Raw genomic sequence first — 21,523 nt, forward strand, 5'->3', positions numbered from 1 at the left:
CGCGCAGAGATTGAGCGGGCGCTGGAGACCGATCTCGGCAGCGTCAACGGTCTTGTAAACAGCCACGCCGCGAAGCTCATCCAGGACCGCTCGATCCTGTCCAAGGCGCTTGAAGACGATCTCGCCAAGTTGGCGGAAAGCCGGTCGAGCATCGACGGGCTGGTTGCCGGCCAGGTCGAGAAGCTGGCCGAGGGCCGCGACATTCTCAGACGTGCGCTGGAAGCAGACCTGCAGAAAATTGCGGCGAGCCGCAGCGACATAGACGACATCATCGCCGGGCACGTCGGCAAGCTGGCCGAAGGCCGCGACGCGCTGACCCGTGCGCTGGAGGACGATCTCTCCAGGCTCGCCGATACGCGCAAGGAAGTCGACCGGTCCCTGTCCGGCCATATCGACCAGATCGCCGCCAGAAGCACCGACATCTCGGACGCCATTGCCGCCGACGTCGAAAAGATCGAGCAGGCGTTCAGCCGCCAGACCGGCATCATCGAGGAGCGCGCCGGGACCATGGAGCGCGCGCTGTCGACCGGTGTCGACAACGTCCGCAACGTGCTCGAAAAGAGCGCCGTCTTCGTTGCCGGAGCGTTGCGCGAAAAAGTCATGGAAGTCACCAGTGCGCTGCATGAGCAGGCGGGTGCTGCGTTCAGCGACGCCGATCGCCAGATCGCCGAACGCGCCGAGCAGACCTCTGCTGCGCTGCTCGCCAGGGCGGAGGATATCGCACGCACCTTCGAGGAAGCGGATCGCCGCCTCGCCGCACGTGCCGAAGACACGTCGAGCGCGCTCGTTGCCCGCGCCGAGGATACATCGAGCGCAATCATGGCCCGCGTCGACGACACCTCGAACTCGTTGCTGGCGCGCGCCCAGGAAACGGCCGACCAACTGGCTGCCCGTGCCAGCGAGATCGCCGGTACATTCGATGCGGCGGACCAGAAGCTGGTTGCCCGCGCGGTCGAAACGGCGCAGTCGCTGGCGGCACGCGCCGGCGACATCCTGCGCAATTTCGAAGGCGCCGACGAACAGCTCAGCGTGCGCATCGGCGAATCGGCCGAAGCGCTCGCAGCGCGGGCATCGGACCTTGGCCGCATTTTCGATGCCGCCGACCAACAGCTGATCTCGCGCATCGCCGAAGGTTCGGAAGCGCTGTCGGCCCGCGCGTCCGAGATCGGCCGTATTTTCGAGGAGGCGGATCACCGCCTGGTGTCCCGTATCGCCGACAGCACGTCGACGATCGGAGAACATGCCGACAACATCGTCGGGGCGTTTGCCAGCACCGAGCAGCGGGTTGCCGAACGTGCGAGGCAGACCGGTCAGGAATTGGCCGTCCACGCCCGTGAAATCGAGCAGGCGCTCGCCGGCGCCGACGAGCGCCTGGCCTCCAGCGCGGCGGCTGCGGCGGCTCGCGTCGAGGAGCAGGTTGCCGGCGTCGAAAACCGTCTGGTCTACACCACCGAAACGATAGGCCAGAAGCTCAACGAGCAGGTTTCGAGTGCCGAGGCGCAGCTCATTTCGCGCGCCAACTCGATCGCCGAAACCTTCACTGCCGTCGGCCAGCATATCGGCCAGAGCACCAACGACGCGGCGAAGACCATCGGCACCAACACCCGCGAGCTCAACACCATGCTTGCGGCACGTTCGGCCGAGATCTCGAAAATCCTCGACGAAACGGCACGGCCTCTGGTCGAGCGCTTCGCCCTGGGCGGCTCGGAACTGCAAAAGAGCATGGAAGAGATGACCGAACGCGCCACCGAGAAGCTGCGCAGCGAAAACGCCGCACTGGTCGACGCGCTCGCCAGCCGCACGGCCGAAACATTGTCGGCCGTCGAAGGGGCGCGCTCGACGCTCGCCGACAGCGTCGCCGACCTCATCGGCCGCATGAGCACCTCGAGCGCACAGCTCGGCCAGCTTATCGAACAGGCGGCGGCCAATCTCGGCCAGGTCGACGAACGCCTGACCGGCAGCACGCAAAGCTTTGCGGCGACAACGGAAAAAGCCGCGCAGACGTTCGCCAGCTCGGCGCGTCTGGTCGATTCGAACACGACGCGGCTTACCGAGCTGTCATCCTCGACCTTGCGCGAGGTTGCCTCGATCGCCACCAAGTTCGACGAGCACAGCCGATTGCTGTCCAGTGCTTCGGACCTGTTGAGCTCGGCCCAGAGCAACCTCGAACACACGCTGGAAAGGCAGTCGTCGCTGGAGGACCTCGCCGTCGGCCTGGTCAAGAAGTCGGAGGATCTCGAAAAAGTCATGCGCTCGTTCGAGGATCTGGTCGGCCAGACGTTGCAGAACGCCGAAGGCAAGACGCTGGAGTCGGCGGACAAGATCCGAACCTCCATTGCCGACGTCGTCGATTCGGCAACCAAGCGCTTTGCCGACGCGACCGAGGAGATGCGACGCACCGCCAGCTCGATCAAGAGCGAACTCGACCTTACCCGCGCCGAGCTCAAGAAGGGTGTCATCGAGATGCCGGAAGAGGCAAAGGAGTCGACCACGGCCATCCGCCGTGCCGTTTCCGAGCAGATCAACGCGCTGAAGGAACTCTCTGAAATCGTTGCGAAATCTGGCCGCAGCACCGACTCCTCCGAGCCGCGCAACCTGCGTCCGGCACAGCAAACGCCTGCCCCGCGCGCCACTGAGCCGCTGCGTCGTCCTCCGGCCCCGGAACCGCTTGCCCCGCAGGCGCCGCCGGGTGACACCGCACTGCGCGGCACGCTCGACCTGGAACGCCCTTCGGAGACGGCGCCGCGCCAGCGCGACCCTAATGGCCGTACGCCGCAGGGCGGCTGGGTGCGCGATCTCTTGACCGGGGCGTCGCGCGAAGAGGCAGCCAAGCCCGCGGCACCTTCGGAAGCGCCACGCTCGGCGGCCCCTGCCCAGCGCTCGCCCCTTCATGTCGTGGAGTCGCTCAACTCGCTTTCCGTCGACATCGCCCGTGCCATCGATCACGACGCCTCGATCGAGTTGTGGAACCGCTACCGGAGCGGCGAGCGTGACGTGTTCACCCGGCGTCTCTACACGCTGAAGGGCCAGCAGACGTTCGACGAGATTCGCCGCAAATATCAGATGGAGGCGGAATTCCGCGCCGCCGTCGACCGTTACTGCGATGACTTCGAAAAGCTGCTCAAGGACGTGTCGCGCAACGATCGCGACAACATGATGGCGCAGACCTACCTGACGTCGGACACCGGCAAGGTCTATACGATGCTTGCCCATGCCAGTGGCCGCCTGCATTGATCAGCGTTGGCACTGCCCCTCACCCGCCTGCCACACCTTCTCCCCGTATAATGACAGTCACTATACGGGGAGAAATGCCCGGCAGGGCGATGAGGGGCAGCGCCGGCTGCGACAATTGAGTGCCGCGCCCGGCCGCTCCGGCTGTGGTCAGATCACCGAATCGGTCCAGCGGACGATGTCCTTGGCGGCAACGCCGAACGCCCTGTCGAGCGCGCCGACATAGGCCTGATTGCCGCTGCCCGAGACCGGTGCGGTCGCGGTAAAGCTCTTGGAGGCGCGCACCTCGCCATTGCGGTCGTTCAATATCCGCACGAACAGCTCGACTTCGGCATGTTCGCCACCGTCGACGCGGACTTCGAAGGAACGGACCTCGACGATCACCTGATAGTCGATCGCCAGGCCCTCGCCCGGCTTGCCGACGCCGGCGAAACTGCCCGAGCGCTGGAATGTCTCGGCCAACCGCGCCTGCACGATCAGCGGCAGCCGGTCGGCCCATTGCGCTCCCTTGAGGTACTGGATCGAGCGCACCGAAGGTTTGATGACGATGTTCTGGCTGTCCAGCGCCTTGAGCGCGGAAGGCTGGGCGATGAGGATCTGTTGGCGGCCGCGGCCGCGCGCGTCGAGCGACGGCGCCGACAGTTCGAATGTGTCCAGGGGCGCCGGGCCGCCGCCCGGCAAAAACGCGCAACCGGCCAGCGAAAGCGCAAGAAATGCCACACCCGCTTTGAGCCCGCCCGATTTGACCCCGCCCAATTTAAGCACGACCGACTTCACACGCGATCCCCGTTGTCCCCGAATCGAATGAGCAAATCGCGTCCGCAGCGTACTTGCCTGCCGTTCTTGGGGCCGGCGAAAGCCGAAGTCAACGCCGCACCCTGCCATCGAATTGCCGAACCTCGCCTTCGCCGCCTGACAGGATTCGCTGCGGATTGCGGCTGAGATCCGTCACCGCCTCTTCGATGCGGTTGATCGAACGACGGCTGTCCTGGACCAGCGCTTCGACGTCCTGCAGGCCCTGGCCGGAGAATCGCGCCAGATTGTCGGTGATGGTGCCGAGGCGGGCGTTCAGCGTGTCGGCGACCTGCTTGAACGATTTCAGTGTATTCCTGGCATCGGCTATCATGCCGTCGGCCTGGCCTGAGCCGAGCAATGTATCGACCTTGACGAGGATGCCGTCGACACGCACCGAAGCGTCGTTGAGGCGCTCCGCGAGCTGCTGCGCGTCCTTGATCGTCTGGTCGATATCGTCGGCCCGGTTGGCGAATTTGTTGGTCACCTTGGCGATGTCGGCGGCAGCCTCGTTGGCGTTTTCGCTGGCCTTCTGGATGTTGGCCAGCGCCGTGCGGACCTGTGCCGGATCGATGCCGTCGAGAACGCCGTCGACCTTGGCCAGCGTGCCTTGCGTCCGTTGCGCGAAATCGTTGATCGACCCCACCGCGGTGTCGACATTCCTGACGACCCTGTCGAACTGCTTGCTGGTTTCCTTCAGGTTCGTGGTCACGGTATCGACATTGGCGACGATGCTCTTGATCTGATCCTTGTCGACGGCGTTGAGCAGCCCTTCCGCCGCCTTCAGCGTGCCGTCGAGCTTGCCCGAGACGCCCCTCAGCTCCTCCGACAGCGAACTGACGCTGGCGAGGAATTTGTCGATGCCGTCGGAATTCTTGGCCAGCGCGTCGGAGAAGGTCTGCACATTGTTGACGGTCTGCGTCAGCGGCCCGCGAACGTCCCTGGTGAAGCCTTCGAGCTGGGTGAGAACCGTATCGGCGCGGGTGAAGATGTTTTGCGCCGTCTGCAACAGGTTGGTGACCGCCGACGGGTTGGCGACGATCTCGGCGACGCGGCCCTCCTGCTCCGCCTGGTCGAGAAGGTTTACCTCCTTGGGGTCAGCGCCCCTAAGTTCGATATTGGCCTGACCGGTGAGGGTAGCAAGGCCGATATCGGCCTGCGTCGATTTGGTGATCGGCGTGTTCCTGCCTATTTCGGCTTCGGCTATGGCGTCGTTCGGATTGGCGGGGTCGATATAGACGCGCCTGACATCCCCGACCCTGACGCCATTGAACAGCACGAAACTGCCGCGGCCGAGGCCGGAAGCCGATCCCGGAATGCGCACCTGCAGCATCGCCGTCTCACCCCTGTCGCCGATCGCGGCCGTCCAATAGACGAACGCGAATGCTGCCAGGATCGCGGCCAGCGTGAAAATGCCGACAATAACGTAGTTGGCTCTGGTTTCCATTTACCCACTTATGGCTATGCGCGGGCTGCAAGATCAAGTTGCCGCGCACGTTTTCCGCGAAAATAGGATTTCACCCAGGGTTCCTCGCTTTTGAGCATGTCGTCGATCGTGCCTTCGACCAGCACTTTCTTGTTGCCAAGCACGGCCACCCGGTCACAAGCGGTGAACAGCGTGTCGAGATCGTGCGTGACCATGTACACGGTCAGATCCATGGTATCGCGCAGTTTGACGACCAGTTCGTCGAACTCAGCCGCGCTGATCGGATCGAGGCCGGATGTCGGCTCGTCGAGGAACACGATGTCGGGGTCGAGCGCCAGCGCGCGCGCCAGCGCCGCACGCTTGATCATGCCGCCGGAAAGCTCGGACGGGAATTTCTGCGCCGCATCCGGCGGCAACCCGACCAGTTCGACCTTGAGCATGGCCAGCTCGTCCATCAGCTTTTTCGGCAGATCGAGATATTCGCGCATCGGCACCTGCACGTTTTCGAGGACCGTGAGCGCCGAGAAGAGCGCGCCGTGCTGAAACAGGACGCCAAGCCGCATGTCGATGCGAAGACGCTCCCTCTCGCTCGCCTTCTCGACATCGACGCCGAACAGCTTGATCGTCCCCGACTGCTTGTGCACCAGCCCGAGGATGGTGCGCAGGAGAACCGACTTGCCGGCGCCCGAGGCGCCGACGAAGCCGAGAATTTCGCCACGCCTTATATGGAGCGACAATTTGTCGAGAATGACCTTGTCGCCGAAGGAGACGGTGATGTCGTGCGCGGAAAGCACGATCTCGTCCTCTTCGGCCGTTTGCGTAGTCTTGGTCGGCTTTGTGCCAAGCAGCGCCATGTCAGAACTCGATCGCTGCATAGAACATTGCGAAAAGCCCGTCGAGAATGATCACCACGAAGATCGACTTCACCACCGAAGCAGTCACGTGCTGCCCGAGCGATTCGGCGCTGCCGCCGACCTTCATGCCTTCGACGGAGGCGATCGTGCCGATGATCATGGCCATGAACGGCGCCTTGATCAGCCCGGCAAAGATGGTGCTGAGATCGATGGCAACGCGCAGCCGGTCGATGAAGGCGGCCGGTGCGATGTCGGAATAGAGCCATGCCGCCGCGATGCCGCCGCCAAGTGCGGCGAAATTGGCGATGATCGTCAGGCAAGGCAGTGCGATCACCAGCGCGACCAGCCGCGGAAACACCAGAACGCCGATTGGATTAAGCCCGATGACCTTCAGCGCGTCGACCTCCTCGCGCATTTTCATCGAGCCGATTTCAGCCGTGATGGCGCTGCCCGAACGGCCGGCGATCATGATCGCAGTCATCAGCACGCCGAGCTCGCGCAGGATCAGCACGCCGACAAGGTCGACGACGAAGATATCGGCACCGAAATAGCTGAGCTGATAGGCGCCTTGCTGAGCGACGATCGCCCCAACGATGGCCGACATCAGCACGACCACCGGGATGGCGCCGACGCCCATGCGGTCCATCTGGTTGAAGATCGCTGCCGGATTGACCGCATGGCCGCGGCCAAGCTTCATCTGCGCGCCGCGTATCGTGGCGCCCAGTATGTTCATCGCGGCCAGGAAATCGTCACGCATCTCATAGACGCGCCGGCCAACCGCCTCGAGCCCGCGAATGACGATGTTCGGCGGCCCAACGCTGCCGGAATCAGGTTCGCGTCGAACGGCGTCACCCACAGCGCCGAGCAGGATCGAGGCAATCTCGCTTTGCCCCTGCATCGTGATTTTCACACCCTGCTTTTCGAAGGCGCTGACCAGACGGTCGATCACCCAGGCCCCGGCGGTATCCATCTTCTCGATATGCGAAAGGTCGAGCGCCAGCGTCTGAAAGCCGCTGCGTTGCTCGATCTTGCGCATCTCGGCATCGACGAGCGCCACGGTGCGTGTCGTCCAGGTCCCGGAGAAAGCGCAGCCGAGGACGCCGCCATCCTCGCCGACCACAACGCGCGGCTGGTGGTCGGCCTCCTTGGCGGTCGTGCCGCTTGCGTCGCGTTTGCGGATCGTCAACATGGCGTCCTGTTTAGCCTGACGGGCCAATCTGTTTACCCTGACAGAACCCACCTGTCGATTTGCCGACAAGTTAGTTGTCGCACAGCCGGAGCAGAAAAATATGGCGCGTGTCATTTCGGTCGAGTCCGAGCGCTTTCCCATCGCGGGTACCTTCACCATCTCGCGCGGTTCGAAAACCGAAGCCGAGGTCATCACAGTGACGATCCGCGAGGACGGCCAGAGCGGGCGCGGCGAATGCGTCCCCTACAAACGCTATGACGAAACCATCGACGGTGTGCGGGACGCGATCGGGGCGATGCGGGAGCAGATTCAAGGCGGCATCAGCCGGGCCGCGCTGCTCGACGCCATGCCGGCGGGCGCGGCGCGCAACGCCGTCGACTGCGCGCTATGGGACCTGGAGGCGAAGATCACAGGCAAGCCGGTGGCTTCCAGCATCTGTATGGCGCCGCCGAGGGCGCTTGAGACGGCCTACACGGTGTCGCTCGCGGAGCCCGAAGCAATGGCAGCCCAGGCCCGCGCCAACGCGCTGCGCCCGCTGCTCAAGGTCAAGATCGGCGGCGACAACGATATGGCTCGCATCCGCGCGGTCAGGGAGGCGGCACCGGCGAGCCGCATCATCCTGGACGCCAATGAGGGCTGGAGCGACGACAACATCGTTGCAAACCTAGCCTTTGCCGCCGAGCACGGCATCGCGCTGATCGAACAGCCGCTGCCGGCGGGCCGTGACGGCATCCTTCGCCAAATCGCGCATCCGCTGCCGATCTGCGCCGATGAAAGCGTGCATGAGGCACAGGGCCTTGCCTCGCTTGTCGGCCTTTACGATGCGGTCAACATCAAGCTCGACAAGTCGGGCGGCTTGACCGCTGCCCTTGTCCTTCGCGATCGCGCCCGTGAACTGGGTTTTGGCATCATGGTCGGCTGCATGGTCGGCACGTCATTGGCCATGGCGCCGGCGGTGCTGTTGGCCCAGGATGCCGATTTCGTCGATCTCGACGGTCCGCTGCTGCTTGCCCGCGACCGTGCGCCTGGCCTTGTCTACCAGGGTTCGCTGGTGTCACCGCCCGATCCGGCGCTGTGGGGCTGAACGCGCCGCAAGCCCGATCAGCACAAGGCCGACCAGGGCGATCGGGATCATGGCAAAAAAGCCGTCCACGCCGAAGCGGTCGTAAAGCGGGCCGGACAGGAGCGTCACCACGGCGGTGAAAAAGCCGTTGGAGGAATAGGCGATGCCTTGCGCGGCCCCGGTGCGTTCCTCCGCGACCGTCTCACCGATCATTTTCTGCAGGCCGATCAGCACCAGCGCCACCGAAACCCCGTGCAGCGTCTGGACTGCGAAAAACCCGCCAACGCCAAGGCCAAGCGGCCAGATCAAGGGAAAGGCAATCCAGCGCACGATCGCGCCTATTCCCGCCATCACCATGATCGACACGACCGAGAAGGAACCGAAAACCCGGGTGAAGATCATGAACATGCCGATCTCGGCCAGGACACCCCAACCCCAAAGCAGCCCGACCACGGAATCGCCGATGCCGATCGATTTCCAGTAGATCGACACAAAACCGTAGAGAAACGCGTGGCTTGCGGTGATGACGCCGACGCCGATGGAGAAATACAGGAAATAGCCGTTGAGGAGTTTTGGCGCCGAGTGCTGGATGTCGGCAGCCGAAAGCGGCGAGGCACGGCGGGGACGGCCGAGCCGCGGCGCGATCAGTGCGACGACAAGTGCGGCGCCAAAGGCCACGAAGATGATCACCGGAACAGCCTGGGCGCCGGTCGCCGACAGGATGAAACCGCCGGCAAGATTTGCGCACAGATAGGAGATCGATCCCCATTTGCGCATGTTTGCATAGTTCGAGCCGAAGCGGCGCACCCCCGACAGCGCCAGCGAATCGGCGATCGGCGAATGCGGCGTCCAGGCGACAGTAAGCGCCAGCGAAACTGCCAGCACCATGGCATAGCTCGGCGTCAAGAAATAACCGGCGGACAGCGCCAGCGATGCGGCCATCAGCGCGACATAGACATGGGCGCGGTCGCTCGCCCTGTCGGCCAGTGCCGTAAGCAATGGCGTCGTCACCACGCGCAGGAACATCGGTGCCGCGAGAACCACCGCTATCTGCTCGGCATCAAAACCGTTTGCCTGCAGCCACAGAGGAAAGTATGGCAAATGTATCCCGAGCGGCACGAAAAGCGTGAAGAAGATCAGGCCCATGCGCAGTTCGAAATGACGCGGCTTGACGAGCTGTTCGGGTGAAAGCGGCGGCAGGGAGGACATCAACAGGCAATCCGTCGCGCAGCATTCGACCGGCCGGCCAGCCAACGCACGCCGATCCCATAACATGGCGAAAAAAGCGATGAAACCGCCTGGACTAACGCTTCATCGCGTCAGGCAGCCTGAACTGCCCTGCCCTTGATGGCGACGATGTCGATCGGCACCAGCACTTCGCTGCCGACCGGAGCCTCCGGCAGGACGTGCGACCAGTGCAGGATCTCCATCTGGCCGTCGAAATGCTCGACCACCGCGGTGCAGCTCTCCACCCAGTCGCCGGTGTTGATGTATTGCACGTCCTCGTAGCTCTCGATCGCGGCATGGTGGATGTGACCGCAGATCACGCCGTCGACATGCGAGCGGCGCGCTTCCTCGGTCAGCATGGTCTGGAACGAGCCGATGAAATTCACCGCCTTCTTGACGTTGACCTTGGCCCAGGACGAAAACGACCAGTATGGCAGGCCAAGCACCTGGCGGAGCCGCGTCACCACGCGGTTGACCAGCATCGCCGCGTCATAGGCGTAGTCGCCGAGATAGGCCAGCCAGCGCGCATTGTGGACGACGGTGTCGAACTGGTCGCCATGGATGACAAGAAAGCGTTTCCCGTCGGCGGTCTCGTGGATGACGCGGTCGGCGACGACGATGCCGCCGAAATGCACGCCCTGAAACTGGCGCGCGAATTCGTCGTGATTGCCGGCGATGTAGGTGATGCTGGCGCCCTTTCGCGCCTTGCGCAGCAATTTCTGGACGACGTCATTGTGGCTTTGCGGCCAGTGCCAGTTCCGTCTCAGCCGCCAGCCGTCGACGATGTCGCCGACGAGATAGATGATATCGGCGTCGTGATGGCGCAGGAAATCGATCAGGAACTCGGCCTTCGCCGCCTTCGAACCGAGATGGACGTCGGAGATGAACATGCTGCGGAATGTGCGGGGCTCTGCGCCAGGCATTGGATTCTCACCGTTGCTCTCGTGCAGCCTATGCCCCGATTCATGCAACAACCGTATGACGGTTGCGATTGGTCCAGCCCCAAGAGTAGGTTGCGACCCCAATCAGTGGAGAAATCGCCATGGATCTCGGTATTCGCGGAAAAAAGGCCATCGTCTGTGCTTCGAGCAAGGGCCTTGGGCGCGGTTGCGCCATGGCGCTGGCCGAGGCCGGCTGTGATCTGGTCGTCAACGGGCGCAACGCCGACCAACTGGCCAAGACCGCCGCCGAACTGCGCGAAAGATTTGGCGTTGAGGTGACCGAGATCGTCGGCGACGTGTCGAAGCCCGAGGTGCAGAAGGCGCTGCTTGCCGCCTGTCCCGATCCCGATATCCTCGTCAACAACAATGGCGGACCGCCGCTTCGCGATTTCCGCGAGCTCGACCGCGAAAAAATCCTCGAAGGCGTCACCCAGAACATGGTGACCCCGGTCGAACTGGTTCAGGCTGTGATCGACGGCATGGCCAAGCGCGGCTTCGGCCGCATCGTCAACATCACCTCGCTGTCAGTCTATGTTCCCATTCCAGGGCTCGATCTGTCGTCCGGCGCGCGCGCCGGCCTGACCTCGTTCCTTGCCGGCGTCGCGCGGACGGTGATCGACCGCAACGTGACGATCAACAACATGCTGCCGGGCAAGCTAGACACCGACCGGCTGCGCCCCGCGCGCGAAGCGGGCACACCGGAAGATCCGGCTGCCGCCGCCGCACGCAAGACCCAGGCAGCAGCCAACGTTCCGGCCAAGCGGCTCGGCACGCCGGAGGAATTCGGCCAGATCTGCGCCTTCCTGTGCTCGGTTCATGCCGGCTACCTGACCGGTCAGAACATACCGGTCGATGGTGGCCTCTACGTCAGCGCGTTCTAGTCCCTAACGCTTGGTACCCGCTGGGAACGCCGGGAGACGATCCATCTCGGCCGTTCTTGTCAGGAAGCGACGGCCCTGAAAGCAGGGATATGATGGCCCCTTCCCGCGCTGGCCGCCGCTACAGTGAATAGGGCCATTCGTCCGGCACGAAGCGATAGGCGTCGCCATCGCGCGCCACATGGCCGATGCCGGGGAACGGCAAATGCATGCCGGCGATCAGCATCCGGTCAGCAGCGACCCGGTCGAGCGTCCGCTTGCGCGTTTCGGCAGCCAGCTTGGAATCGACATCGAAGGCGATGCTCCAGTCCGGGCGCGCGAACTGGTAGCTCGCCATGTGCACGACATCGCCCCAGACGAACAGCGCCTCGCCGTCCGATTCGACGATGAAGCCGGCATGGCCCGGCGTGTGGCCGGGCAATGGTACGGTGCGGATCGAGCCGACCGCCTCGCGCTCGCCGTCCACTTGCCGCAGGCGGTCCGCATAAGCGGCGGCAGCCCGGCGTGCCCCGATAAAGAACGGCTTTGCCTCGTCCGGCGCTTGGTTCATGTTCGCGTCGTCATGCCAGAAGGCGTAATCGGCGGCGGTGACGATGAGCTCGGCATTGGGAAACAGCGCCTGGCCGGCGGGAGTCAGCACGCCGTTGATATGGTCGGGATGCATGTGGGTAATCAGCAATGTGTCGATTTGGTCCGGAGAGACGCCGGCCGCCTCGATAGCGGCCGGAAGTCGGCCGAGTGACGGGCCCATGCTGTCCGACGTACCGGCGTCGACGAGCACCAGACGGTCGCCCAGATTGATGAGATATGCATTGACGGGTGCGCGGCGCGGTCCGGGCTTCTGGAAGCTGGCCTCAGCCAGCCGCTCCGCATCGGCCTCAGCGAGCCCGATGACCAACTCGGAACCAATGTCGATATAGCCGTCCAGCAGCGCCGTGACCTCGATCGAACCCACCTTGCGGCGCAGCGCGCCAAGGGTCGGGGCGTGAGCCAGCGGCGCGCGGGCCAGTGCCGGAACGGAGGCGCCGGCTAGAAGGGCGCCGCCGGCTAGGCCGGCACTGGCGAGAAAATGACGGCGGGAAAGCGTCATGGCATCATCTCCGGTTGGGGGGATCGTAGAGGCTCCAGGTCAGAGCAAGACGGGTCTACTTCATGGGTTCAGCTTTTCGAACTTGCCTGAATCTTATATTGGCTATTACCCTTGCTTATTAATCACGTCGGGGAGTTGCTATCATGGACCGCCTGACCGAGCTGACCAGCTTCATACGCGCCTCCGAGACCGGCAGCTTCTCGGCGGCAGCGCGCGAGCTGGGCTTGAGCCAGCCGGCCGTCAGCCAGCAGATCCGCGCATTGGAAAAGCGCCTCGGCGTCCGACTCTTTGACCGTACGACGCGGTATGTTTCTCCGACGGACGCCGGCCGACGCTATCTGCAGCGTGCCCGCGACATCGTCGAGCGCCTCGAGGAGGCGGACCGCAGCGTCGGTTGTCTCGAATCAAAGATGTGCGGACGTCTTGCCGTCGGCGCGCCGGCCAGCTTCGGCGCAGGTGTGCTCGGCAACTATCTGATCGAGTTCAAGCGCGCCTATCCGGAACTGATGCTCGACGTGGCACTGACCGACAGTTTCGTCGACGTAATCGCAGAGCGGCTCGACGTTGTGATCCGCATGGGGACCATCGATGACGATCGGCTGATCGTGCGCAAGCTGGGTGTGATGGAGCGACGCCTCGCGGCAACGCCGGACTATCTCGACCGGATGGGCAGGCCGCGGCGGCCTGAGGATCTTGCCGAGCATGACTACCTGCTTTACGCCCACATCACGACGCGCGACATCGTTCCGCTCACCGGCCCAGGCGGCCAAAAGGCCGAGGTGCGGATCCGGCCGGCCATGTGCTCCAACAATTCGCTCCTTAACCAGCAGGCACTGCTGTCTGGCATCGGCATCGGCCTCGGGCACAAGGTTATACTCGACCCGCTCGTCGCCCAAGAGCGGCTCGAATATGTGCTGCCTGACTGGCACTACGCACCGCATCACGTGCATGCGGTCTATCCGTCGAACCGCTTCATACCATTGAAGGTCAGGCGGTTCGTTGACGGCTTCACCGAGCACCTCGCCGCGATGGGTGCGCTCATCGATGACAAAAAAAGCATGTATATGCGCAGGGAAATGGCGGAGACGGGAGAGTCGAGATGTGGCGCGGCGGAGATAGGCGTAGCCCCGCAACCGCGCGGTGAGTAGCTGTCGGGTGGACGGAGCCGCAAAGCCTGGAGGCGGACGACCTGACACCGTTGCGGCTGCTGCTCCCGCAGGACCCATGAACTACCCTTCCTGGTCATTCCTCCTGCCGATCGAGAAACCGCTTCACGGCGTCGAGGAACACACCGCGCCCTGCGGCCTCGCGGTCGAGATGCATGAAGTGCGTAGCGTCCGGGATGTCCAGGCGTTCCGCTTTTGGTGCTTCGTCTACGATTGTCTTCGCATCCTCCGGTCGGCTCCAGAAATCCCGTCCGGAGCGGATGACGAGCACCGGCATGGTGAGCGCCGCCGCCGACCATTGCCGGCGATCGAACGCGAGTTCGAAACTGTCGGCCATGGCGCCGCTCGGTGACCGGAAACTCGGCGGCTGGCGCGTCGACGCCGTCTCGTCGGAGGCGAGTGCCGCATCACCATAGGCCGCGGCCACCGCGGGATCGCGCCACTGAGCCTTGTCCGCGACCGGGATGCTGTCGTCCCAGGCGGTGAACAGGCTTGGACGTGTACTCAGCCGATAACCGCCGAACGCATGGACATTGAACGTCCCGGGCCGGTCGGGATTTTCAAGCGGTGAGCCGGTGCCAAGGGTGGGGTGCTGGTCTGAGCCTCCATATAGGGTGTTGTAGAGGATGAGCCGATCAACCGTCTGCGGAAACCGGCTGGCATAGGCGCCGGCCCAATGCCCGCCGGTGGCCCAGCCGACAAGGCTGACCCTCGAGACGTCGCTCCATTTCGCGATGGCGTCGACCGCTGCGGAAATATCCGCCACGACGTCTTCGGTGCGCATCAGGGGAGCGGACTTGTCCGGCGGCCTGTCCATGGCCGCAGGGCGGCTCGATGCGCCGTAGCCGCGAAGATCCAGGACATAGACAAGGTGCCCGTCCGCCGCGAGGTCGGCGGCAAGCGATCCGCCCGCAACAGGCAGATCGAAGGACGCAACGCCGGGCACGCGTGCGCCATGGATCAGGAGGACGGAGGAGTTGGCTTCGGTCGCTGCGCCAGGACGGCGCACCTCCCGGACGAAGAGGCGCTCGCCCGTCGATAGTTCGACGAACCTGTCGGCCCGGACAAGATCCGGCTCTCCTGCCGGAACTGGAGCCGCGGCCATCATGGCTGCTGCGAGCACAAGAGGAAAGGCGGTGAAATGGGACATGGTCATATCTCCGACCGTAATCGCGTTTCGCAAAGACTGTCAGCTATTCGATATCTTTTCGATGACCTATTTGAGCGCGTTTGATATCGTCAAGATATGGAACTTCGGCACTTGCGACATTTCCTCGCCGTTGCGGAGGAATTGCATATGGGGCGTGCCGCACTGCGGCTGGCCATGGCGCAGCCTCCGCTTAGTCAATCGATCGGTCGACTGGAGAAAGAACTCGGCGTCAAGCTGTTCGAGCGGGCCAACCGCCGCCTGACCTTGACCCGCGCCGGCGCGGCCTTCGTGGAGGAGGCGCGGGCATCGGTACTGCACGCCGATGCGGCGCTTCACGTCGCCCGCGCAGCGCATGACGGCGAAGCTGGCGAGATCAGGATCGGCTTCGTGTCGGCGGCTCTCTACGAACATCTGCCGCATCTCCTATCCCGGCTTCGCCAAAAATATCCGGACATCCATCCAAAGCTCATCGAGGTGTCCACCAATGAGCAGATTGCGGCGCTGTCGAGGAGTGAGATCGACATCGGTTTCGTGCATCCGCCGCTCGGGACTGACGAACGTCTCGACGTCCATGACTTTCCTGCTGAAGATCTTATCGCGGTTCTGCCTGATGACCGGCGGACGCATGGGGTGACGCTGACGGACATCGCCCGCCACGGGCTCATCATGTTTCCGGCTGCACAAGGCCCGGCGCTCCATGCCCGCATCATGGACACGTTCACCAAGGCTGGTCTCGAGGTGCGGATCATACAGGAGGCAACGCGGGCACTGACCATGCTCTCGCTCGTAGCCGCCGGCTTGGGCGCGGCCCTGCTGCCACGATCGACGCAGCACCTTGTGTTTCAGGGCGTCCGCTATGCAGCGATCGCCGACGTATCGCTGCCCGCCTGGCCACTTGCCGTGATCGCGAAACGGCGGCCACGGCCGGCGATTGTCGATAGCGTCTGGAAACTGCTTGAGGCTCGTCCAGACGTGAGTTGACCGCCCGCGACTCGACACGCCCGGCCGCGCGACGCGCTCGATGACATCCGCACCGGCCGCGACAAGGCAGGTGAGGATTTCAGCGCAACGATCTGACATGGTATGGTTTTCCACGATCCTTCCCCCTATTTGGCGGTTGCGTCATTTGGCACCGTGAAAAACCAACGCTGCATGCTAAAAGGGCTTCAAGGCAGGATCGCAGGGAGGCCCGTATGCAAGGCGAAAACAAAAAAGCAGCCCGGTCGGACCTCGACGAAGCAGCCCTCTATTTCCACAAGCATCCACGCCCTGGAAAGCTTGAAATCCAGGCGACAAAGCCGCTCGGCAACCAGCGCGACCTGGCGCTTGCCTATTCGCCCGGGGTCGCGGCGCCCTGTCTGGAAATCCGCGACAATCCGGCAGCCGCCGCCGACTACACGGCGCGGGCCAATCTGGTTGGCGTCGTCTCCAATGGTACGGCGGTGCTCGGCTTGGGCAATATCGGCCCGCTGGCCTCCAAGCCGGTGATGGAAGGCAAGGCCGTGCTGTTCAAGAAATTCGCCGGCATCGACGTCTTCGACATCGAGATCGACGCGCCTGACATCGAGCGGATGGTCGAGACGATCTCGGCGCTGGAGCCGACCTTCGGCGGCATCAACCTCGAGGACATCAAGGCGCCCGAATGTTTTGAGGTCGAGGAACGGCTGAAGGCCCGCATGGCCATACCGGTGTTCCACGACGACCAGCACGGCACCGCGATCATCGTCGCCGCCGCGGTGCTCAACGGGCTGGAATTTGCCGGCAAGACGATCGCCGACATCAAGATCGTCACCTCCGGCGCCGGGGCAGCGGCCCTCGCCTGCCTCAACTTGCTGGTTTTGCTCGGCGCGCGCATCGAAAACATCTGGGTGACCGACCGTTTTGGCGTCGCCTACAAGGGCCGCGTCGATGAAATGGATCGCTGGAAGGACCCCTATGTGAAGGACACCGAGGCGCGCACGCTGGCTGATGTGCTGCCGGGCGCCGACGTGTTCCTGGGGCTTTCGGCCGCCGGCGTGCTGAAACCGGAATTGCTCCAGCACATGGCACCAAAACCGCTGATCCTGGCGCTGGCCAACCCCAACCCCGAGATCATGCCGGAAGCGGCACGGGCGGCGCGACCCGACGCGATGATCTGCACCGGCCGCTCCGATTTCCCCAACCAGGTCAACAACGTACTTTGTTTTCCTTACATTTTCCGTGGTGCGCTGGACTGCGGCGCCAGCGCCATCAACGAAGAGATGAAAATGGCTGCGGTGCGGGCGATCGCAGCCCTTGCCCGCGAGGAACCGTCGGATGTCGCCGCCCGCGCCTATTCCGGCGAAACGCCGATCTTCGGGCCGGATTTCCTGATCCCCTCGCCCTTCGATCCCAGGCTGATCCTGCGCATCGCGCCGGCGGTGGCCAAGGCCGCCTGCGACACCGGCGTCGCGACACGGCCGATCACCGACTTTGCCGCTTATATCGACACGCTCAACCGCTTCGTCTTCCGCTCCGGCCTGGTCATGAAGCCGGTGTTCACGATGGCCAAGACGTCGAGCGCCAAGCGCGTCATCTATGCCGACGGCGAGGACGAGCGCGTGCTGCGCGCCGCCCAAGTGGTGCTGGAGGAAGGTATCGCCGAGCCGATCCTGATCGGCCGCCCGCATGTCATCGAAGTCCGGCTGAAACGCTACGGGCTGCGCATCAAGCCGGGCGTCGATTTCGGCCTGATCAATCCCGAGGACGATCCGCGTTATCGCCACTATGTCGACCTTTTGATCGAGCTCGCTGGCCGACGTGGCGTGACGACGGAAGCCGCGCGCACCATGGTGCGCACCGACAACACGGTGATCGCCGCACTTGCCCTCAAGCGTGGCGACGCCGACGCCATGGTCTGCGGCCTGGAAGGACGTTTCGAGCGGCATTTGCGCAATGTCACCCTGATCATCGGCCCGCGCGCCGGCATCAAGGATCACGACCTGTCGACGCTTTCCATGCTGATCTCGCAGCGCGGCATCATTTTCCTCACCGACACCCATGTCACCGTCGATCCGACGGCCGAGGAAATCGCCGAGATGACGGTGCTGGCAGCCGAAGAAATCCAGCGCTTCGGCATCGAGCCCAAGGCCGCCCTGCTGTCGCATTCGGATTTCGGCTCACGCGACTCGCCAAGCGCGCTCAAGATGCGGCAGGCAGCGGCGATCCTGGCGCGCATCGCGCCAGACCTGCAATGCGACGGCGAGATGCATGCCGACTCGGCTCTGTCGGAGCCGCTGCGCCAGCGGGTCTATCCGCATTCGCGGCTGAAGGGCGAAGCCAATCTGCTGGTCTTCCCCAATCTCGATTCGGCGAACATCACGCTCACCGCGCTACGCGCGATGATGGACGCGCTGCATGTCGGCCCAATCCTGCTCGGCACCGACAGGCCGGCGCATATATTGACGCCGTCGGTGACATCGCGCGGCGTCGTCAACATGACGGCGCTCGCCGTGGTCGAAGCGGCCCATAAGGCGCAGGCGGTCGTAACTCTGGGTGAAACCGGCCTTTCGCGGTAAGCTAAATGAACAGTTAACCGCAGACGCGGTAACCTTCGCAATGGACGAGGCGGGCGGAGTTCCGGATGGGCGGGAGGTGGAAGCTGACGCATGCCGCCGCATCAACTGTCCAGGTCGGCGCCGCCCCTCATCGCCCTGCCGGGCACTTCTCCCCGAATAGTGACGGGGAGAAGGGGGCAGGCCGCAGCCTCGGCGCCCTGGCTGCGACGCTGGTGATTGGCGAAACCGTCGATGACAGCGCCCCTCTCCCCGTCCCTATACGGGGAGAGGATGCCGGCAGGCAGGTGAGGGGCAGCGCCAACGACCGGGGCGAGAAACCGCTAAAGCTGACGCGTGCCGCAGCGCTGCTCGGTGCCCTGGCGCTGTCAGGCTTTGCCGCCACCGAACTACAGGCCGCCTCCGGTGTTTGCCGGCAGCTGGAAGCCGATCTCGCGGCCGCTTCGCGCGGTGGCGGCAGCAAGCCGGACCTGCTCAGGAAATATGATGATGCAATCGTGCGGCAGCGCCAGCAGATTTCAAAGGCCGTCAGCCAATCCAGCCGCGCCGGCTGCGGCTTTTCGCTGTCGCGCCGTAACGCCAACGCATGCGCCACACTCGACGCCACCATCGATCGCATGGCCGCCAATCTCGACAGTTTGCAAGCCAAGCGCGCTGAACTCGCCGGCGGCGGCTCCCGCCGCGATCGCGCACGCATTTTGGCCTCGCTTGACGCCAATGGCTGTCGCGATGATGCGGCGCCGCCAAAGCCGGCAACGGGCCGCAACGCCAGCCGTGGAACCGGCGACCGAAACTTGCTCGACCGGCTTTTGGGCAGCGACGCAATTGGACCCGGCGCGCCCGACCGGCCTGAAGAGCCCAATCAAGCCGTAGGCCCGCGCGACATCCGCACCATGCTCGATAATGCCGACGACATGGGCCAGCCGCACGGCGAATTCCGCACCATGTGCGTGCGCACCTGCGACGGCTATTTCTTCCCGATGTCGAATGCTGCCTCGCTGAGCGATTTCGAGCGCGACCAGAAGAACTGCGATTCGAGTTGCCCCGGCACCGAGATGCAGGTGTTTTATACGCGCGGCTTTGGCGCGGACTCGGGCGGCATGACGTCTTCGGTAACCGGCCGGCCCTACAGCGAACTTCCGACCGCCTATCTCTACAAGCAGCCCGCGCGCCCGCCGGCCTGCGGCTGCAACGCTGCACAGAATTTCGAAATCATTGCCGGCAACCCGCCAAGCCCGAAACAGGCTGACCCCGCCGATCTCGAGAGTTTGGCCAATGTCGAAGGCCGGCTCGATCGCGAAGCCATCGAGCGCCTCGCCGTCAAGCCCGCGCCGACGACCTTGCCGCCGCCGGAACAGCGCAGGATCAGGGTCGTCGGGCCAACGTTCCTTCCCGACCCAGCAGCGGCAACAGATCTGCAAGCTCCGGTCCCGAGGGCTGCCCGGTAAGCGCCAGCCTGAGCGGCATGAACAGCGTCTTGCCCTTGCGGCCGGTCGCTTCCCTGATCCTGCCGGTCCACTCCTTCCAGACCGACCCGTTCCAGGGGTCCTCCGGCAAAAGATCGAACGCCTGGTGAAGGAAATCGCGGTCGACGTCGGAAAAGTCCGGCTGCTCCTGCGGACCGTCGCGAAGTGTGCGCCACCAGATTGCGGCGTTGGCCAGCCTGTCGAGATTGCCGCGCACCGCCAGCCAGAAGGGCTCAGCCTGTTCGCCGGAAATGCCGAGCACGATCAGCCGGTCGCGCGCCTCGGAAAACGGCATATGGTGCAGCAGCGTGCGGTTGAGCACGAAGAGCTCGTCCGGATCGAATTTGGCGGCGGATTTCGATGTCGCCGCCGGATCGAAGCGCTCGGCAAGCTCAGTCATCGTCTGCACCGCGACGACGTTTTCCGAGGTGCCGACAAGCACCGCCAGCGAAGCGACGGCCATCGGCTCGATGCCGGTCTCGCGCAGGCTTTCGATGGACAGCGCCCCGCTCCGCTTCGACAGGCCCTCGCCCGACGCGGTGGTCAACAGATTGTGGTGACCGAACACCGGCGGCTCGGCACCCAACGCCTGGAACAAGGCTAACTGCACGCCGGTATTGGTGACGTGGTCGTCGCCGCGGATGACATGGCTGATCCCCATCTCGATGTCGTCGGCCACCGAAGGCAGAGTATAGAGATAGGTGCCGTCCTCGCGCATGAGAACCGGGTCGGAAAGCGAGGCGAGGTCGACGGTTTCCTCGCCGCGCACCAGATCCTTCCAGTGGATTTCGGTGCGCTCCGGCTGCAACGGGTCGCTGGTGAAATTGGGCAGGAGAAAGCGCCAATGCGGCCGGCGGCCATCTGACTGGTATTCGGCGATCTCCTCAGCCGTCAGTGTCAATGCCTCCCGGCCGTAGACCGGCGGCAGGCCGCGCGTGCGGCGCACCTTGCGCCTGAGATCGAGCTCTTCCGGTGTTTCATAGCAAGCATAGAGAAGGCGCGCCGCCTTCAATTTCTCCACCGCCGCATCGTAGATCTCGAAGCGCCGCGACTGGTATTCCGTGGCGTCGGGAAAGATGCCCAGCCAATGCAGGTCGTAGAGGATGGCGTCGGAGAATTCCTGCGTCGAGCGCGCGATGTCGGTGTCGTCGAAGCGCTGGATGAAGCGGCCCTTGTTGTTCATGGCGAACAGCCAGTTGAACAGCGCAGTGCGCGCATTGCCGATATGAATGCGGCCGGTGGGTGATGGGGCGAAACGGACGGTAACTGTCATGAACGCGGCGTACCGGATGGTTTTGCTGTTGACAAGACACGCCCCCGCGCTTGGCCGCAGACATAGAACATGACGAAGGCGATGAAAAGGCGGCAGCGCTGTGCGGAATTCGGTCCAGCGAAGCCTAAATCAAAACCCCACCGCGACAGGCGGGGCCTTCAAGGCGCGCATCAACACCATGAATAAATTCCTAGCATAACTGCCGCCATCTGTCAAGTTGGCAAAAGCCGACGCGCATCCATCC

16 protein-coding genes are annotated in these 21,523 nt (G+C 63.9%); 7 read left to right on the plus strand and 9 right to left on the minus strand.

What is annotated here, in order from left to right; genetic code table 11:
- Window positions 1-3,234: coiled-coil domain-containing protein (locus tag NMG80_RS37930; RefSeq protein ID WP_495664011.1), on the plus strand; the 3,234-nt coding region annotated here is incomplete at its 5' end.
- Between the two features lie 147 nt (window positions 3,235-3,381).
- Here NMG80_RS37930 and NMG80_RS22830 read toward each other — a convergent pair.
- The 4 genes from NMG80_RS22830 to NMG80_RS22845 all read right to left on the minus strand — a co-directional run bounded on the left by NMG80_RS22830 (window position 3,382) and on the right by NMG80_RS22845 (window position 7,492).
- The gene (locus NMG80_RS22830; RefSeq protein WP_436798654.1) at window positions 3,382-3,996 is read right to left on the minus strand and encodes an ABC-type transport auxiliary lipoprotein family protein; all 615 of its coding nucleotides are present in this window, start codon (window positions 3,994-3,996) and stop codon (window positions 3,382-3,384) included.
- Between the two features lie 100 nt (window positions 3,997-4,096).
- The gene (locus NMG80_RS22835; protein ID WP_254020199.1) at window positions 4,097-5,470 is read right to left on the minus strand and encodes an MlaD family protein; all 1,374 of its coding nucleotides are present in this window, start codon (window positions 5,468-5,470) and stop codon (window positions 4,097-4,099) included.
- Window positions 5,471-5,484: 14 nt separating this feature from the next.
- Complete coding sequence (locus tag NMG80_RS22840) at window positions 5,485-6,303, minus strand: ABC transporter ATP-binding protein (RefSeq protein ID WP_254020200.1); 819 nt, start codon at window positions 6,301-6,303, stop codon at window positions 5,485-5,487.
- A 1-nt stretch (window position 6,304) separates the two neighbouring features.
- A complete protein-coding gene (locus NMG80_RS22845) occupies window positions 6,305-7,492 on the minus strand; it encodes an MlaE family ABC transporter permease (RefSeq protein WP_254020249.1) in 1,188 nt (395 codons plus the stop codon).
- Window positions 7,493-7,592: 100 nt separating this feature from the next.
- Here NMG80_RS22845 and dgcA point away from each other — a divergent pair, with 100 nt between their 5' ends.
- On the plus strand, window positions 7,593-8,576 hold the full coding sequence (gene dgcA / locus NMG80_RS22850) for an N-acetyl-D-Glu racemase DgcA (RefSeq protein ID WP_254020201.1): 984 nt from the start codon (window positions 7,593-7,595) through the stop codon (window positions 8,574-8,576).
- On the opposite strand, the gene NMG80_RS22855 is transcribed toward dgcA, so the two are convergent.
- Both NMG80_RS22855 and NMG80_RS22860 read right to left on the minus strand, forming a co-directional pair.
- Entirely contained in the window at window positions 8,547-9,764 is a 1,218-nt protein-coding gene (locus NMG80_RS22855; RefSeq protein WP_254020202.1) for an MFS transporter, read from the minus strand. The genes dgcA and NMG80_RS22855 overlap by 30 nt on opposite strands.
- A gap of 110 nt (window positions 9,765-9,874) precedes the next feature.
- Window positions 9,875-10,705, minus strand: coding sequence for a UDP-2,3-diacylglucosamine diphosphatase (locus NMG80_RS22860; protein WP_254020203.1), 831 nt, complete (start codon window positions 10,703-10,705; stop codon window positions 9,875-9,877).
- A 119-nt stretch (window positions 10,706-10,824) separates the two neighbouring features.
- Here NMG80_RS22860 and NMG80_RS22865 point away from each other — a divergent pair, with 119 nt between their 5' ends.
- Window positions 10,825-11,604, plus strand: coding sequence for an SDR family oxidoreductase (locus tag NMG80_RS22865; RefSeq protein ID WP_254020204.1), 780 nt, complete (start codon window positions 10,825-10,827; stop codon window positions 11,602-11,604).
- A 118-nt stretch (window positions 11,605-11,722) separates the two neighbouring features.
- Here NMG80_RS22865 and NMG80_RS22870 read toward each other — a convergent pair whose 3' ends face one another.
- Window positions 11,723-12,691, minus strand: a complete 969-nt coding sequence (locus NMG80_RS22870; RefSeq protein ID WP_254020205.1) for an MBL fold metallo-hydrolase — start codon at window positions 12,689-12,691, stop codon at window positions 11,723-11,725.
- A 143-nt stretch (window positions 12,692-12,834) separates the two neighbouring features.
- Here NMG80_RS22870 and NMG80_RS22875 point away from each other — a divergent pair, with 143 nt between their 5' ends.
- A complete protein-coding gene (locus NMG80_RS22875) occupies window positions 12,835-13,839 on the plus strand; it encodes a LysR family transcriptional regulator (RefSeq protein WP_254020206.1) in 1,005 nt (334 codons plus the stop codon).
- A gap of 94 nt (window positions 13,840-13,933) precedes the next feature.
- Here the strand turns inward: NMG80_RS22875 and NMG80_RS22880 are convergent, their stop codons facing one another.
- On the minus strand, window positions 13,934-15,007 hold the full coding sequence (locus NMG80_RS22880) for an alpha/beta fold hydrolase (protein ID WP_254020207.1): 1,074 nt from the start codon (window positions 15,005-15,007) through the stop codon (window positions 13,934-13,936).
- A gap of 111 nt (window positions 15,008-15,118) precedes the next feature.
- On the opposite strand from NMG80_RS22880, the gene NMG80_RS22885 reads away from it, so the two are divergent.
- From NMG80_RS22885 to NMG80_RS22895, 3 genes are all read left to right on the plus strand, one after another.
- Window positions 15,119-15,988, plus strand: a complete 870-nt coding sequence (locus NMG80_RS22885) for a LysR family transcriptional regulator (protein ID WP_254020208.1) — start codon at window positions 15,119-15,121, stop codon at window positions 15,986-15,988.
- Window positions 15,989-16,200: 212 nt separating this feature from the next.
- Window positions 16,201-18,543 carry an NADP-dependent malic enzyme gene (locus tag NMG80_RS22890; RefSeq protein ID WP_254020209.1) on the plus strand — a complete coding sequence of 781 codons (2,343 nt, stop codon included), beginning with the start codon at window positions 16,201-16,203 and terminating at the stop codon, window positions 18,541-18,543.
- Window positions 18,544-18,608: 65 nt separating this feature from the next.
- Window positions 18,609-19,988 carry a DUF2865 domain-containing protein gene (locus NMG80_RS22895; RefSeq protein ID WP_254020210.1) on the plus strand — a complete coding sequence of 460 codons (1,380 nt, stop codon included), beginning with the start codon at window positions 18,609-18,611 and terminating at the stop codon, window positions 19,986-19,988.
- Here the strand turns inward: NMG80_RS22895 and gltX are convergent.
- Window positions 19,906-21,279 (minus strand): glutamate--tRNA ligase, encoded by a 1,374-nt coding sequence (gene gltX, locus NMG80_RS22900; protein ID WP_254020211.1) that lies wholly within the window; start codon window positions 21,277-21,279, stop codon window positions 19,906-19,908. The genes NMG80_RS22895 and gltX overlap by 83 nt on opposite strands.
- Between the last annotated feature and the right edge of the window lie 244 nt (window positions 21,280-21,523).

The sequence above is a fragment of the Mesorhizobium escarrei genome, assembly GCF_935825525.1.
Lineage (GTDB): Bacteria > Pseudomonadota > Alphaproteobacteria > Rhizobiales > Rhizobiaceae > Mesorhizobium > Mesorhizobium escarrei.

Excerpts from the sequence above, each read along its gene's own strand:
- NMG80_RS22860 (WP_254020203.1), bottom strand. The coding sequence starts at position 10,705 with ATGCCTGGCGCAGAGCCCCGCACATTCCGCAGCATGTTCATCTCCGAC.
- NMG80_RS22875 (WP_254020206.1), top strand. The coding sequence starts at position 12,835 with ATGGACCGCCTGACCGAGCTGACCAGCTTCATACGCGCCTCCGAGACC.
- NMG80_RS22895 (WP_254020210.1), top strand. The coding sequence starts at position 18,609 with ATGGGCGGGAGGTGGAAGCTGACGCATGCCGCCGCATCAACTGTCCAG.
- NMG80_RS22835 (WP_254020199.1), bottom strand. The coding sequence starts at position 5,470 with ATGGAAACCAGAGCCAACTACGTTATTGTCGGCATTTTCACGCTGGCC.
- NMG80_RS22880 (WP_254020207.1), bottom strand. The coding sequence starts at position 15,007 with ATGTCCCATTTCACCGCCTTTCCTCTTGTGCTCGCAGCAGCCATGATG.
- NMG80_RS22865 (WP_254020204.1), top strand. The coding sequence starts at position 10,825 with ATGGATCTCGGTATTCGCGGAAAAAAGGCCATCGTCTGTGCTTCGAGC.
- NMG80_RS22840 (WP_254020200.1), bottom strand. The coding sequence starts at position 6,303 with ATGGCGCTGCTTGGCACAAAGCCGACCAAGACTACGCAAACGGCCGAA.
- NMG80_RS22855 (WP_254020202.1), bottom strand. The coding sequence starts at position 9,764 with ATGTCCTCCCTGCCGCCGCTTTCACCCGAACAGCTCGTCAAGCCGCGT.
- gltX (WP_254020211.1), bottom strand. The coding sequence starts at position 21,279 with ATGACAGTTACCGTCCGTTTCGCCCCATCACCCACCGGCCGCATTCAT.
- NMG80_RS22845 (WP_254020249.1), bottom strand. The coding sequence starts at position 7,492 with ATGTTGACGATCCGCAAACGCGACGCAAGCGGCACGACCGCCAAGGAG.
- NMG80_RS22890 (WP_254020209.1), top strand. The coding sequence starts at position 16,201 with ATGCAAGGCGAAAACAAAAAAGCAGCCCGGTCGGACCTCGACGAAGCA.
- NMG80_RS22870 (WP_254020205.1), bottom strand. The coding sequence starts at position 12,691 with ATGACGCTTTCCCGCCGTCATTTTCTCGCCAGTGCCGGCCTAGCCGGC.
- dgcA (WP_254020201.1), top strand. The coding sequence starts at position 7,593 with ATGGCGCGTGTCATTTCGGTCGAGTCCGAGCGCTTTCCCATCGCGGGT.